Origin of the sequence: Streptomyces sp. SID3212, from assembly GCF_009865405.1 — a bacterium.
GTDB lineage: Bacteria > Actinomycetota > Actinomycetes > Streptomycetales > Streptomycetaceae > Streptomyces.
The window spans coordinates 1-14284 of sequence record NZ_WWJY01000753.1 but is presented as its reverse complement, the minus strand read 5'-3'; the positions used below and the strand labels follow the sequence as shown (position 1 = coordinate 14284).

General features: G+C 68.9%; 15 protein-coding genes. 8 read left to right on the top strand and 7 right to left on the bottom strand.

Going from position 1 to position 14284, the window contains the following annotated elements; translation table 11 throughout:
* From GT042_RS39330 to GT042_RS22800, 3 genes are all read left to right on the top strand, one after another.
* Positions 1-218, top strand: a 218-nt coding sequence (locus GT042_RS39330; protein WP_237531084.1) for a hypothetical protein, incomplete at its 5' end; no start/stop codon positions are given.
* A gap of 374 nt (positions 219-592) precedes the next feature.
* On the top strand, positions 593-1435 hold the full coding sequence (locus tag GT042_RS22805; protein ID WP_161310588.1) for an AraC family transcriptional regulator: 843 nt from the start codon (positions 593-595) through the stop codon (positions 1433-1435).
* Positions 1436-1508: 73 nt separating this feature from the next.
* On the top strand, positions 1509-2120 hold the full coding sequence (locus GT042_RS22800; RefSeq protein ID WP_161310587.1) for a dihydrofolate reductase family protein: 612 nt from the start codon (positions 1509-1511) through the stop codon (positions 2118-2120).
* 21 nt (positions 2121-2141) lie between these two features.
* Here the strand turns inward: GT042_RS22800 and GT042_RS22795 are convergent, their stop codons facing one another.
* Together GT042_RS22795 and GT042_RS22790 are read right to left on the bottom strand one after the other, a co-directional pair.
* Positions 2142-2357, bottom strand: coding sequence for a hypothetical protein (locus tag GT042_RS22795; protein WP_202533500.1), 216 nt, complete (start codon positions 2355-2357; stop codon positions 2142-2144).
* A gap of 191 nt (positions 2358-2548) precedes the next feature.
* Positions 2549-2818, bottom strand: a complete 270-nt coding sequence (locus tag GT042_RS22790; protein WP_237531083.1) for a hypothetical protein — start codon at positions 2816-2818, stop codon at positions 2549-2551.
* A gap of 1173 nt (positions 2819-3991) precedes the next feature.
* Here GT042_RS22790 and GT042_RS22780 point away from each other — a divergent pair.
* Positions 3992-4501, top strand: a complete 510-nt coding sequence (locus tag GT042_RS22780) for an N-acetyltransferase (protein WP_161310586.1) — start codon at positions 3992-3994, stop codon at positions 4499-4501.
* A gap of 46 nt (positions 4502-4547) precedes the next feature.
* On the opposite strand, the gene GT042_RS22775 is transcribed toward GT042_RS22780, so the two are convergent.
* A complete protein-coding gene (locus tag GT042_RS22775; RefSeq protein WP_161310585.1) occupies positions 4548-5483 on the bottom strand; it encodes an alpha/beta hydrolase in 936 nt (311 codons plus the stop codon).
* A gap of 210 nt (positions 5484-5693) precedes the next feature.
* Positions 5694-6548 (bottom strand): helix-turn-helix transcriptional regulator, encoded by an 855-nt coding sequence (locus tag GT042_RS22770; RefSeq protein ID WP_161310584.1) that lies wholly within the window; start codon positions 6546-6548, stop codon positions 5694-5696.
* 248 nt (positions 6549-6796) lie between these two features.
* Between GT042_RS22770 and GT042_RS22765 the strand changes: the two genes are divergently transcribed.
* The 3 genes from GT042_RS22765 to GT042_RS22755 all read left to right on the top strand — a co-directional run bounded on the left by GT042_RS22765 (position 6797) and on the right by GT042_RS22755 (position 9593).
* Entirely contained in the window at positions 6797-7657 is an 861-nt protein-coding gene (locus tag GT042_RS22765) for a helix-turn-helix transcriptional regulator (RefSeq protein ID WP_161310583.1), read from the top strand.
* A 159-nt stretch (positions 7658-7816) separates the two neighbouring features.
* Positions 7817-8656: an SDR family NAD(P)-dependent oxidoreductase gene (locus GT042_RS22760; protein ID WP_161310582.1), complete on the top strand. Its 840-nt coding sequence runs from the start codon at positions 7817-7819 to the stop codon at positions 8654-8656.
* Between the two features lie 154 nt (positions 8657-8810).
* Positions 8811-9593 carry an SDR family oxidoreductase gene (locus GT042_RS22755; protein WP_345943874.1) on the top strand — a complete coding sequence of 261 codons (783 nt, stop codon included), beginning with the start codon at positions 8811-8813 and terminating at the stop codon, positions 9591-9593.
* 57 nt (positions 9594-9650) lie between these two features.
* Here GT042_RS22755 and GT042_RS22750 read toward each other — a convergent pair whose 3' ends face one another.
* Both GT042_RS22750 and GT042_RS22745 read right to left on the bottom strand, forming a co-directional pair.
* Positions 9651-11039, bottom strand: coding sequence for an amidohydrolase family protein (locus tag GT042_RS22750; protein ID WP_161310580.1), 1389 nt, complete (start codon positions 11037-11039; stop codon positions 9651-9653).
* A 125-nt stretch (positions 11040-11164) separates the two neighbouring features.
* A complete protein-coding gene (locus tag GT042_RS22745) occupies positions 11165-11926 on the bottom strand; it encodes an Atu4866 domain-containing protein (RefSeq protein ID WP_202533496.1) in 762 nt (253 codons plus the stop codon).
* Positions 11927-12477: 551 nt separating this feature from the next.
* On the opposite strand from GT042_RS22745, the gene GT042_RS22740 reads away from it, so the two are divergent.
* The gene (locus GT042_RS22740) at positions 12478-13857 is read left to right on the top strand and encodes a S28 family serine protease (RefSeq protein WP_161310579.1); all 1380 of its coding nucleotides are present in this window, start codon (positions 12478-12480) and stop codon (positions 13855-13857) included.
* A 304-nt stretch (positions 13858-14161) separates the two neighbouring features.
* Here GT042_RS22740 and GT042_RS22735 read toward each other — a convergent pair.
* Positions 14162-14284 (bottom strand): hydrophobic protein (locus GT042_RS22735; RefSeq protein WP_161310578.1); only part of this gene is annotated, 123 nt, incomplete at its 5' end.

The following is a 14284-nucleotide window of genomic DNA, read 5'->3' as shown; positions in this document are numbered from 1 at the left end:
CGCTCGTACACGGTCGGGACGGCGACCGGCACCGGCCGGCCATCCACCAGGCCAAAGCCGAGCTCCGTGCCCACAGGAGCGCGCGGCCGGTCGACCCGAGCACCCGGGCAGCGCGAGACCGGCACACCGCCTCCTCCCGCATGCGTGAACCCGAGCACCTGTTCAGTGACGGCCAGGCCGCCGCTCTCGAAGAACTGCGGGCCAGGCCGCCGCCCTGAGAACCGTGTCCCATGCTTCCGGAGGAGCCGCTTCCACGCTGGCTACCCACGCCCGAGCGCCGTGCGGGCGCGCGGCCGAACGAGCGGCCTCGTGCCGCAAGACGACCCACAGCTGCTGGAACTGACGGCGTGAGCCGGCCGACGCCGCCCAAGGCAACACCAGCGCCTCGGGCGGCGCAGGAACCGTGTGTCGCTCGGGCCCCGGCGGCATCGGCTGCGTGGCAGGTGGTGGATAGCGAGGCCGGCCCGACCGGGCCGGCGCGCAGCGTCCAGAGATCTTGTCGACTTTCACGTTGCCCGGGCAACCCCTCGCGGCGCCGGCGACACTACGGTGGAGACGACCGCGACGTTGTCGTACTCCGGCAGGTGAACTCATGGAATACATCGGCCGGGTGCCCGGGCCACCGCTCGACCGGTTCATCGACGACATCTACTGCCTGACCGGCGTGCCGCGCCATCGGCGGGTAGCCGTACCACCGATGCCGTCGGCTCACCTGTTCCTCCACCTCGGCGATCCCGTCCGGTTGTGGGATTCCGATCCTTCGGTGCCGCCTGCCGTCTTCACCGATGGCTGGTTCATGGGCGTGTGGACCAGGCGTTTTCTGGTCGAGTACCCGGAACAGGTACGGCTGGTCGGCGTGCACTTCAAGCCGTGGGGGATGTCGCCCTTCATCGGTGTGCCCGCCGGTGAGCTGCGCGATCTGTGGGTGCCGGTCGACGCGGTGTGGCGCCGGTCGATCGGCCGGATCCGCGATCGGGCCGGTGCCACCGCGTCGGTCGCCGAGACCTTGCGGGTGGTGGAGGTTGAGCTGCGATCGCTGCTCGCCGAGTCCCCGCCGCGCGGCCTCGACCTGGTCCGGCACGCGGGCGGGCGGCTGGAGACGTCGTACGGAGCGATCCCGGTCGGAGCTCTGGCCGACGACGCCGGGGTGAGCGGCAATCACCTGGCGGCGCAGTTCAAGGCACACGTCGGGGTGACCCCGAAGCGGGTGGCGCGGATCTACCGCTTCGCGCGCCTGATCGTGTCCGTGGACGCCCGTCTGCCGGTGGACTGGTCGGATCTTGCCCAGAGCGCGGGCTATTTCGACCGGGCTCATTTCACCAGGGAATTCAAGGACTGCACCGGTCTCACCCCGACGCAGTATCTGGACCTGCGGCGCCGCTTCCCCGCCCGGCCGGACTTTCCGCCGGACAGAGGTCCGATGCCCGCCGATTGATTTCTTACATGCGCCTTCCCCGCCCGCGCGTGAAGATTCGGGGAGGCGCAGACAGACTTCGAGGAGAACACCCGTGGGTACCGTGATCATGCACAACGTAGTGTCGGTGGACGGCTTCATCGCCGACAGCAATGACGAGGTCGGGCCGCTGCACGAGTGGTACTTCAGCGGGGACACCCCGATCACCCCGGCCGACGACCAGCAGTACGACCACTCCGCGGCCGGCACCGCCTTCCGGGTCTCGCCCGCCTCGGCGCCGTACGTACGGTCGACGTGGGACGCGATCGGTGTGATCGTCATGGGCCGCACACTGTTCGACCTGGTGAACGGGTGGGAGGGCCGCCCGCCCGCGGGCGGTCACGTGGTCGTGGTGTCGCATCGGTCCAAGCCCGAGGGATGGCACCCGGAAGCCTCCTACCACTTCGTCGGGGACGTCACGGCCGCGATCGACAAGGCCCAGGAACTGGCCGGGGACCGGACGATCGCCGTCAACGCCGGTGAGGTCGGCGCCCAGATCCTCGCGGCCGGCCTCGTGGACGAGGTGGCGATGGACGTGGTGCCGGTCGTGTTCGGGTCGGGCAAGCGCTTCTTCGGCGGGATCGAGGGGCAACTGCTGCTACAGGACCCGCATGTGGTCATCCAGGGCGAGCGGGTGCTGCACCTGCGGTACAAAGTCGCCCGCTAGCTGTATTGACCACCACCGTTGTTAACGGCTGACTGCGCTGACCGCAGACACAACGGCGCTGCGGTGTTCCCGAAGGCGTTGAGCGTTGTCTTCGTCGTGCGGGTTGCGGATCTTCGCTTCGGTCGCGTTCCAGTACATGACGATGCCCAGCACGATCATCATGACGTCAGTCGCACGTGACATGCTGATGCCGTAGTGCTCGGCGACGGCGGCGGCCTCGGAGTGGACCGTGACCAAGCTGCACTGGCAGCTCGCCGTCGACCCGAACGAGCAGGACCGCCTCTTCCACCTCGCTGCCGGCTGCGGCGGAACCGGCGTCACCTACACACCCGCCCCGTAGAAGCGCCGAACGCCTGCCTCCTCTCCCGTCCAGCGGCCGGAGGGCGAGAAAGCAGGCGTTCGGACGGGCGGTCATGTCGCTGACATCGTCATCGCCGTACTCCCTTACGTAGGAACAGAAGTCCGCCAACGGTCAGAGCGGCACCGATGACGATGGGCAGCGCCGCTCGAGTGTTTCCGTCGCTCACATCACTCAGGCCGAGGAAGAGCAGAGCGACGCCGCAAAGTAGCGCTAAAAGCGCCGATCCGATCACTACGGAAATACGCATCGGTAACTCCTGCCCTATGGGGGCCGAGGACCCGGCTGCGGCACCGGCCATGCACAGCGCCTCAACGCCAATTCCGGCCAGGATGCCCATCTTGGTGGCGTTTGCACCTTCGGTGTCGCCTGTCAGGGTGAGCCCTGGGCGTCGCTGAGGTAGTACTGGCTGCTCCCCCGGTTCTCATGGAAACCCGGGTGCCCGAGGGTTCGCGGACGAAACCGGTGGTGGTGCCGGCGGTGTTCCGGTTGCTCAGGCCGACTGCCGCGTTGGTGAAGGTGGTGGTGTCGCGGGTCAGGCGCTGGGTGTTGTCGGTGCCGGCGTAGGTCTGGTGGGTGGTGGCACCGGCCTGGGTGTAGGCGCTGAGCTGGGTGAGGGGGGTCCACGTTCCGCCGGTGCGGGTGCCGGTCGGACTGACGGCGCTCGTCTCGTCTTCTCGAACTCCAGGGCCCACCCGAACTCGTAGCCCCAGTGCCCCGCTATCGGGACGAAGCGACCTTGCCACGTGCGTTCCGGGTCGTCTTGGGTCAGCGGTTGCATCACCTCGTCCTACCAGCGGGCGAGTGCGATGACCTCGGCGTCTCTACTCATGCCGGAGTATCACCCCCATCCGCCTGATCCACCGCAACCAAATTCCTCAACCGACCGACACATGCGCGGGTGGGTGGGCGGATCGGCGACCAGCCATCAGTGCCGGCGAGCCCGACGATGGCGCCTTCGGAGAAGCTCATCTGCGCCTAAGCCACGGCTCTGATCAGCTCAAACGACCCATCGGACAGTCCCTAGTGAACGTCGCCCAGAGATACCCGTCCCTCCAGCACACGATTGAGAGGCCGTATTGGCGGCATCGCAGCAGGTCAGCGCCGTCCGCTGGACACCTTCGTGACGTACGTACCGAGGTCGTCGGCCTCGACGATCCCGGGCAGCGATCCGCCCTCCCGTAGGGGGTGACGCAACGGGTCGCGTTGACTTCTGTGAGCACGGGGGCGTCGCCTGGTGGACCACTGCGGGTGGAGTCGACCTGGCGGCGCTGCGCGCGAGCGGTCGAATGTGGCGGGATGGTATGGTGTCCGGCGTTCGTGTTCGACTCGGATTGAGGAAGTTGGGAGGTGGGGTTGATGACCGCGTACAAGGCCACTGACATGTGCTCTGCCCGGACCACCCTCACGTCCCGGGCTGTGGCCTGACCTCAGCTGGATTCGCCCTCGCTGGGAGCGTGAGCTCGCGGGGCAACCCCACACGAACCAACCATGAAACGGATCTCCATCCATCATGAGCATCAACTGGATCACGCGCGCCGAGACCAGCGCCGACATCCCCACCATTCACGACATCAACCTCGCCGCCTTCGACACTCCTCTGGAGGCCGACCTCGTCGACGCCCTGCGCGCCGACCCTTCGTGGATCGACGGGCTGTCCATCGTCACCACCGACCAGGACGGCGAGCTCATCGGCCACGCGCTGCTGACCCGCTGCCACATCGACGACACCCCGGCCCTGTGCCTGGGCCCCGTCGCCGTCCGGCCCGAGTATCAGAAGACCGGCGCCGGCTCCGCGGCGATCCGTGCCGCGTTGCAGGCTGCCAAGGAGCTGGGCGAGCACTTCGTCACCGTCCTCGGACACCCGGCGTATTACCCGCGGTTCGGCTTTACTCGCGCTTCCGAGTACGGCATCGGAATCAGCATCGACGTCCCGGACGAGGCCATGATGGCCCTCACCCTCGACGTCGGCCATCCGCTGCCCGGCGGCACTGTCCACTACGCCGCACCGTTCGGCATCTAGTCAAAGCCCGCGGTGCCGGGGCCGCCGCCCACTGCCAGGCCGGGGGTCAGTGTTGTGCGGCGAACATGGCTTCGATCTCCTTGAGTACGAGGTCGGGACGGTCCGTCGGTATCTCGTGGGAGGTGCCTTTGGCGGTGACGAGCGTCCGGTTCGGCGCCTCCTGGGCGAACGAGGCGGCGGCGTCACGCCAGCGCTGGGCGTCCTCAGGAGACCCGGCGAACGGAGTCTCCTCCGAAACCATGACCGTCACCGGCACCGCGGCCGGCCACGTCACCTTGTGGAATGCCTTGTGCGCCGCGGTGAAGCCCTCCGCGGTGGAGATCAACTGGCGGTTCTCCGGCTTCTCGGGGTCCTTCTTCGCCGCATCGACCTCCGGCTGAGTCCCGGCCACGAGACGGGGAATCTCCTCGTCCGTGAAAAACTGCGGGAGATTGGCGTCGACCAGGACCGCACCGGAGAGCAACTTCGGGTTGTCCTGGGCGAGGTAGTTCGCGATCTCCCCGGCTTGGGAGTGGGACACCAGGGTCACATCCTTGGTGACGCCCAGTTCCTTGAGTCCCGCCTTGAGGTCGCTGACGGCGCTCTCGGCCTTCCACGCGCCAGGCACCACATCGCTCTTCCCGAGACCGGCCCGGTCGTACGTGATGACGGTGGCACCGGTGGCCGCGTGAAGCTTGGGGACGATGTCCTTCCACTGCGAGGAGTACTCACCGCCGCCCGAGTCCAGGACGATGGTGGAGCCGTTGCCCTGCGTGACGTAGAAGGCGACACGGTGACCCCCGTTGTCGACCATGCGCAGCTTCGCTTCGGCGGCCTTGGCGGATCCCGGGGAGGGGGACGAGGTGGCGGACGGCGAGGCCGTGGGGCCGGCGGCGGAATCGTTGTCGCTGCAGGCGGTGACGCCGCCGGCGGCCAAGGCCAGCAGGGCGAGGGAGGACAGGACACGGTACTGGGAACGGCTCATACGGGGGGTGCGGGACACGAGTGATCCTTCGACGGCTTGAGGGCGCTGTGATGCCTGTCCGATCATTCGGGAACCCGGCCGCCCGCAGAATCCGGCTCGCACGTCTGTCGTTGGTGCCGTTGATGCCAGCGAGCGTGGTGGGGTTAACCCCCGCAAGCAACGCATCGGCGGTGTGCGTGGCCGCTGATCACAGCCGTGCCGTACCGCCTTGCGCGTCGGCGTTCCGAGTCACGGTGGTGCGGAGGCTGAGCGCCGGGCGGGCCTGGCCTCGGTGCTCATGGCCCGTAGCGCGTCGAACGCGGCAGCCGTGGGACTGGCTGGTTCCGCCTGATAGACCACCAGTTGCTGATGCGGAGCCCCGTTGACCGTGAACGCCGCGAATTTGATGTGCAGGTCTCCGACCTGGGGGTGTTTGAGGTGCTTGCCCTCCTGTGACTTGCTCTTGACGTCGTGAAGTTGCCAGATCGCGGCGAACTCCTCGCTCCGGGCGGACAGTTCGGCGACAACTTCGGCGATGCGGGCCGATGCGGGGTCGTGTCCGTACGCGGCCCTGATCTCGGCGACACAGGAGTGCGCGGCACGCTCCCATTCCTGGTAGAACTCGCGTCCGGCGGGGTCGGCGAACACCATCAGAGCGAGGTTGTCGAACGTCTCGAACCCGCTGTGGAGGGCCATGGCGAGGGAGTTGCCCGCGAGGATGTCGAGGGCCGGGCCGACGACAAAAGCCGGAGTGTGTTCCCACGCGTCCATCAGCTGCGACAACTGCCGGCTGACGCCCGCCTCGCTCCGGTCCCGTCGGCGCTCCGAGGCGGTGAGGCAGAGACGGTTGAGGTGGTCGGTGGCTTCCGCGTCGAGTTTCAGCGCCCGCGCCACGCCGTCGAGGACTTGTGACGAGGGGCTTTTCTCGCGCCCCTGTTCCAACCGGATGTAGTAGTCGGAGCTGACTCCGGCGAGCAGGGCCACTTCCTCTCTGCGCAGCCCGGGAACCCGGCGTCGTCCGTATTCGGGCAGACCGACGTCATGTGGCTTCAGGGCTTCTCGGCGGGCTCGGAGAAATTCGCCCAAAGGCGTCCCATTGCTCATGCGGCCAGACTAGGTGTGACCAGCAGCCGACCGGAACCGCCGGTCACGCACTATGGCACCCCGTAACGAAGGTATGGCGAGGGGTAGTCGTAGGACTCTGTCTTGTGGACGGCCCGCCCTGAGGCTTGCTGGAGAGGGCAAGCAGACGCAATAGGGCGGATCAGGACTGCTGGGTATCTGCATTCCTGGGTGTAATGCACCCACCGTCGGCGGAGCCGCCCGCGGTGATTTCCGCCTACCTTGACCGCATGGACAACTACTCGGCTCCTGACCCGGTTGGAGGGCTGGGCCAGTTCCTCCGATCCCGCAGAGAACGCCTCAGCCCCGCAGCAGCGGGATTGCTCGGTGCGGGCAAGCGGCGGGTGCCCGGCCTGCGGCGTGAGGAGGTCGCGGCGCTCTCAGGTATCAGCCCCGGCTACTACGGCCGACTTGAGCAGGGGCGTGAACTCGGCCCCTCCTCCCGGGTACTGGAGGCCCTTGCCCGCGTGCTGCAACTCGGGGACGAGGACAGGGCGGAACTCTTCCGGCTGGCCCCGCCGGGAGCGCGTCGTACGAAGTCCCCCTCCCGCGTCGAGCGGGTCCGTCCACACCTGCGGCAGCTGATCGAGGCCTGGACGCGGACGCCGGCCTTCATCCTGGGCCACGCCCAGGACCTGCTGGCCACGAACGCGTCGGCCGACGCTCTCTATCGTGACTTCACCCAGCGCGACAACGTGCTGCGCATGCTCTTCCTGGACCCCGTGGCCAAGTCCTTCTACCGGAGCCCGGAGCGGGCCCGGCACCGTGCCGTGGCCGACCTTCAGCGGACCGCGGCCAGCAGCCCGCAGGATCCTCGCATCCTGGAGCTCGTCGGCGAACTGTCCGTCCGCAGCAGGGAGTTCCGCTCCCTGTGGGCGCGCGAGTTCACGCGGGTCCCGCCGTACGAGATCAAGCGGGTCCGCCACTCCGTCGTGGGGGACCTGGAGCTGCGGCTCGAGGCCTTCGACATCCGCAGCGTGCCGGGACAGCAGCTCATCATCCTGCAGGCCGAGCCGGGTTCCCTGTCGGCCGACGGTCTGGCGCTGTTGGGCTCCCTGAACGCAACCGAAGCGCCTCCCGGAGATCGGTGAGTATTCCTGCCTCTCCACGCTTCGCCCGCATATGCACTCTCTCTTCCTGGGTGTGGGACACCCAGGAAAAGCACGGCCTTCATACCACCGTGGCCATTGGACAGACTCCTTGACGTCACCAGGAAATTCCCCGCAGGGGAGACGACGAAAGGAATTCTCATGGCTACGTGGTTGGTGACCGGCGCATCCCGTGGACTCGGTGCGGAAATCGCGCGTGCCGCGCTGGCAGACGGTAACAATGTCGTGGTCGCCGTACGGAACCCGGAACGCGTGCCGGACGATCTGAAGAACTCCGACCAGGTCTTCGCGGTCGCCCTGGACGTCGCGGACAACAACAGCATCCCGCGAGCGGTCGAGGCTGCCGTGGGCCGGTTCGGCGGCATCGACGTTCTGGTGAACAACGCCGGGCGCGGTTTGCTCGGCGCGCTGGAGGAGATCACCAACGCGGAGGCCCGCTCGCTGTTCGACCTCAACGTGTTCGGCCTGATCAACGTCACCCGCGCCGTGCTGCCGGGCATGCGTAAGCAGGGCTCGGGCCGGCTGGTGCACATCGGCTCCCGCTCCGGTTTCGAGGGCGAGCCCGGTGTCAGCCTCTACAGCGCGTCGAAGTTCGCCGTCGCCGGCGTCAGCGAAGCGCTGTCCGTCGAGATGGCGCCGTTCGGGATCCAGTCGATGGTCGTGGAACCGGGCGTCTTCCGCACCGACTTCCTCGACACCAGCTCCCTGTCGGTCGCCGAGAACCGCATCGCCGACTACGACAACACCCCCGCGCACGTGACGCTGGACTGGATCGACCAGGCCAACCACGCTCAACTCGGCGACCCGGTGAAGGGCGCCGCTCTCATCGTCGAGGTGGCCTCCTCGGAGAAGCTGCCCACCCACCTCTACCTGGGGCGCGACACCCTTGAGCGGCTGGACGTCAAGTACGGGCAGGTGCGGGACGACCTCGCGCCGTGGCGCGAGAAGTCCGCCGCCACCGCCCACGACGACGCCGCCTGACGCCCTCGGGGCGTCCACCGCCACTCACCGGCAGCCCGGCCAACCGGCCGGTCGCAACGACCTGGCCGCCGGCCGGGCACCCCATCCCTGATCCCCCATCCCCCCTCCCGCTCCCCCTGCTTCAGAGCCCTCCGATCGAAGAGATTGAGGTTTTGTGATGTCTGCTGCCCTGATCACCGGAACCCCCCTCGCCGGCCGTGTCGCCGTCGTCTCCGGCGCCTCCAGCGGCATGGGTGCCGTCACCGCCCGGCGTCTGGCCGAACTCGGCGCGGTGGTGGTCGTACTGGCGCGGCGCAAGGAGCGCCTCGACAGCCTGGTCAAGGACATCGAGGTCGCCGGCGGCACCGCGCTCGCCCTGGCCGTCGACGTGACCGACCGCGCCGCCGTCCAGGCCGCCGCCGACCAGGTCGCCGAGCGCTTCGGCAAGGCCGACCTCGTCTTCAACAACGCCGGTGTTCAGCTCGTCTCCGGCATCGAGGAACTCAAGGTCGACGAATGGCAGCGCCAGATCGACCTCAACATCGGCGGCCTGATGAATGTGATAGCCGCGTTCGTCCCGCACCTGACGAACTCCGCCGCCGCCGGCAAGCCCGCCGATCTGATCAACACCTCGTCGATCGCGGCCACCCGGATCCTGACGAAGTTCTCCGTCTACTCCGGGACCAAGGCGTACATCAGCCACCTCACCCGGCTGCTGCGCGTCGAACTCGGCCGGAAGATGGTCCGGGTGGCCACCGTCGAACCCGGCATGGTCGACACGGAACTGCCCGACCACGTCACCGACCCGGACGCCTCCAGGCTGATGGCCGACCTCATCCACGACATCGACGTCCTGCAGAGCGGGGACATCGCCGAGACCGTCGCCTTCATGGCCGCCGTCCCGCGCCACGTCAACCTCACCGAGATCACCATCCTGCCCACCGCTCAGGCCATCTGATACGGGTTCGCGCGTGGCGGGGGAGAACAGCCCGGCGCTGTTCTCCCCGGACGCGCCCTAGGGCGTGGCGTTCATTACGTACTCGCGCGAGGCGTGCACCTCGCCGCGCAGGGTGGTCAGGTCCACGTCGAGAACGTGTCCGTCCCACTTGCGGGGCTCGCCGTTGATGAGGACGGCGCTGATGTTGCGGGCGTCGGAGCCCAGCACGACCGTACCGATCGGGTCGTTGAGGGGCATGTTGTTGAGGTCCTCGGCCCGGATGACCAGCAGGTCGGCCTTCTTGCCCACGGTGAGTGAACCGGTGACGCCGGCCAGGCCGTTGGTGCGGGCGCCCTGGAGGGTGGCGAAGTCGAGGACGTCGTGGGTGGTGATGCGGGAAGGCTGACGCTCCGTGCCGTGAACGGCGTTGACCGCGCGCATCCGCTGGATGGCGAGCAGAGCCCGCATCTGGGTGAACATGTCGCTGGACAGGGCGACTTCGACATCGATGCTCAGCCCGGGGCGGATGCCTGCGGACAGCGCCTCGTCGACGGCGGGAATCGCGGTTTCCAGGCCGATCTGGGCGTCGGAGGTCGGTGCGAGGGCCACGGTGGTGCCGGACCCGCCCATCGCCTTCCAGGCCTCGGCGGTCAGCCCGGTGGAGTGGATGAGGGTGACGTCGGGGCCGAGGATGCCGTCCTTCGCCCAGCGCAGGACCGCGTCGGAGGAGGCGGTGCCGAAGACCGCGTCCACGCTCACCCCGATGCCCAACTCTGCCGCGACCCGGGCGAGTTCGGGGCCGTAGGCGAGCGTGGGTCCCGCGATCTCGTCGGTGGCCAGAGCCCCCAGGCGCAGCGTGAGCAGCTGGTTGCCCGCGCTGAAGTACCGGTCCTTGAGCCGGGTCAGATCGCCCGGCCACTGCCGGTCCCAGTCACCGAAGTGAGGGCCCATCGAGGCGTGGACGCCACGGATGCCGGTGTCGGCGAGCGCCTCGATGGCGGCATCGGAATGTTCTCGGGTACGGGAGTTGTGGGAGAAGTCGAGCATCGTCGTGATGCCGCTGTCGATCGCGGTCAGGGCGGCCAGCCGGGTGCCGGTGTACATGTCCTGGGGCCGGTAGACCGTGGCGTAGCCGGCGAGGGTGGCCATGACGTAGGCGCCGAGGTCGTCGACGTCCGGCATGATGCGGCGAAGCTGGGCCTCCCAGGCGTGCCGGTGGGTGTCGACGAAGCCGGGGGTGAGGATCGTACCGGTGGCGTCCACGACCACGGCATCGCCGACGTCGAGGTCGTGGCCGATGGCGGTGATCGTGTCGCCCTCGACGAGGAGGTCGCCGCCGTCGATGACGCCGAGGTCGGCGTCCATGGTGACGAGGGTCGCGCCGGTGAACAGGATTCGCCGCCGGTCGGCGGGCCGACGCCGGAGGTCTTGGAGCACGGCGGCGCTGGTGGTGTCGTTGATGTTCATGAGAGGTCTTCCTTCTGTGCGGGCGGAGCGCCCTGGGAGGGGTGGCTGTCCGCTGGAGGGGGCTGGGAAGGCGGGTCGCCGGAGGCGGCTGAGGCACTGGCCGGGGAGGCACTGGCCGGGGAGGGTCAGCCGAGCTCCATGACATAGCCGGCGTGGTGCAGCTCGTCGCCGTGGAACTCCCCGTAGGCCCAGAAGCCGAGGTCGTCCAGGTAGTCGATGCGGTCGCCGTCGATCCAGTACCGGCCCTGGTAGGCATGCGGACGCCCGCCTCGGGTCTCGTCGTAGCGACCGTCGGCGGTCAGCTCCTGGTGCAGAAAGTCGTTCCTGTCGATCCAGACGCCGACGCGCTGACCGCCGGTCGGATCCGCGGCGGCCGGAATCGCTGCCTCGGGAGCGGCGACCCGGCGGGAGACGCCCGCCCCGGCCCACAGGACCGGCCGGCCGCCCGCGACGAGCGCGCGGACCTGTTCCGGCGCGGTCAGGAGAGCGGTCACCGCGCTCGGCACGTCGGCGGCGAGTGCGTCGGGCACCACCAGGAAGTCGGCGATGTTGCCCGGGGTCAGCGTCGCGACGTACTCCGAGCGGTGGCTCCGGCCGCCGGCCAGGGCGACGGTGTCGACGACGGCGGGGACGACGGTCATACCGGTGCAGTCGACCACGATCGCGTTGTCGTCCCCCGCGGCGGTGATGATCCCCGGGCCGACGCCGACGAGCAGAGAGCCGAGACAGAGGAGGTCCGCGCCGGCCATGGTCCCGATCAGTGGGTCCATCGTCAGGATCCGGGCGTTGGTGAACAGCACGGGCCGACCTGCGTCGTTCGCGACGATCTCGCCCAGGGCCCCAGGGTTCCAGCCGGCGGTAGCGGTAACGGTGTCGGTGATGCTCATGTGAGGGCTCCTCAATGGGTCGCGCCTCATCGATGTTCCGCTGCGCAAAATCAGCGCCGGTACGGGCATCGAGGCGAGTCTCCGGCAGCTGAGCGGCTGCCTGACCATGAGGTTCGTCGCGTGCCGGAGTCGGAACCAGGCCGCCCTTATCCCAGGTGTCCGGCACCCACGATCCGTCCCGGGCGGTTGCGAACGCGCCGGCCTGGCGAACTCTCAGGACGGGCGTCACTCAAGGGGCTCCCGCCCACCCGCCGACCACGGCGCCGCCCGCCAATGCCACGCTCGCGTATTCCACGTTCAGCGTCGCGTACGGGCCCCTCTCTCGACCAGCTCATCTGCGGACCGCCGCACATCCCAGGGGCAAGCTATGAGGTCCCCGAGCCGGTCCCGGCCGGGGGCAGATTCTCGTGCGTACCGAGGCCGAGGCCGTGGCCGTGGCCGTGGCCGTGGCGAAGCGACCTGCCGGAGTGGGCGCGGCCTCCCCCGCGCGGGGGACACGGCTCACCCGGCGTGGGGATCCGTACGCCAAGTCCCGCCACTTGACTGGCCACATGAGAAAACCTCACCGACTTCCGCTCCGCGCGGCCCTCGTCGTCCTCGCCCTGCTGGCCGTCCCGGCGATCGCCGGGCCGCTGCCGGGAACCGTGGCCCCCGCCGCGGCGGCCACCTCCGAGCGCTCGCCCGGCGGAGACATCCGCGCGCGCGTCGAGGCCGTCCCCGGGATGCGGGTGGCAGCCGAGAAGCCCGCGGCGCCCGGCTACCGCTTCTTCGAGCTGGCCTATCGGCAGCCCGTGGACCACCGCCACCCCGCGCGCGGGACGTTCGAGCAGCGGCTGACGCTCCTGCACAGGTCCGCCGGGCAGCCCATGGTGCTGTACACCTCCGGCTACGACCTCGTCGCGAGCCCGGACTTCCGGTCCGAGCCCACGGAGCTGGTGGACGGCAACCAGATCGTCACCGAGCAGCGGTTCTTCGGCACGTCCCGGCCGGACCCGGTGGACTGGTCGAAGCTGGACATCTGGCAGGCGGCGAACGACCACCACCGTCTGATCGAGGCGCTCAAGCCGCTCTACGGCGGGCCGTGGATCTCGACGGGGGTCAGCAAGGGCGGTATGGCCTCGGTCTACCACCGGCGCTTCTACCCCCACGATGTGAGCGGTACGGTCGTCTACTCGGCGCCCGACAACGTGGACGACGGGGACGACAGCGCGTACGACACGTTCCTCGCGAGCGTGGGAACACCGGCCTGCCGCGCGACGCTGGAGGCCGTACAGCGTGAGGCGCTCCTGCGGCGGGACGAGATGGTCGCCCGGTACGAGGAGTGGGCGGCCGGCGAGGGGCGTACGTTCACGGTCATCGGCGACGCCGACCGGGCGTACGAACTCGCCGTGCTGCGGGCCGTACCGATGTACTGGCAGTACGGCGACCCGCTGTGCACCGGCGTCCCGGACCCCACGGCCTCGACGGAGGAGCTCTACACCTGGCTGGACCGGACCTCCGGCCTCGCGAACTACACGGACGCGACGCTCACGCCCCTCACGCCGTACTTCTACCAACTGGGCACCCAGCTCGGCTATCCGCAGTACAGCACCCCGCATCTGACCGGCCTGCTCCGTCATCCCGGCATCCAGGACGTGCGGACGTACGTGTCGCGCGAGATACCCCTGCGCTTCCAGCCGCACGCGATGGCCGACATCGACCGGTGGGTACGGAAGGAAGGAAGCCAACTCCTCTTTGTGTACGGCCAGAACGACGCCGCGACCGCCGAACGCTTCCGCCTCGGCCCCGGCAGCAGGGACGCACGGATCCACATCGCACCGGACACCAACCACCGGGCCCGCATCGCGTCCCTGGACCCGGAGGACGCGGCCCACGCCACGGCGACGGTCCGGCGCTGGGCCGGTCAGTCACGTCGGCACCCTGCCGAGTAACGGACGGGTGCCGGCGCGAGCCGGCCGCCGCGCAGGGCGGTGACGGCCGGAAGACCGGTCGGAAGGGGAAGGTGACCGGGGGCGTGCCGTGCTGGAGGCGCGGTTCCCTGTGCGCCACGGCAGCCGCCCGGCCACCCACAGTGTTCCTCTGCCCCGGTTCACGGAAATGACGTTTCGCGGCCCGGCCTCTACCTCACTTCTCGACTCTTTTCCCATGCGCCTCTCACAACTGCGCCGGGACATGGAAATTCGGGTGGGGCCGGACTGTGTGTCCGGCCCCACCCGAATGTGCTGGAACTACCGCCTACCAGCGATACCAGCGTCCTCGCTTGCCGCCGCCGGCCGTGGGACGGACGACGAAGCCGAGCACCCACACCACCAGGACGATGATGGCGATCCACCACAGAATCTTGAGTGCGAAGCCCGC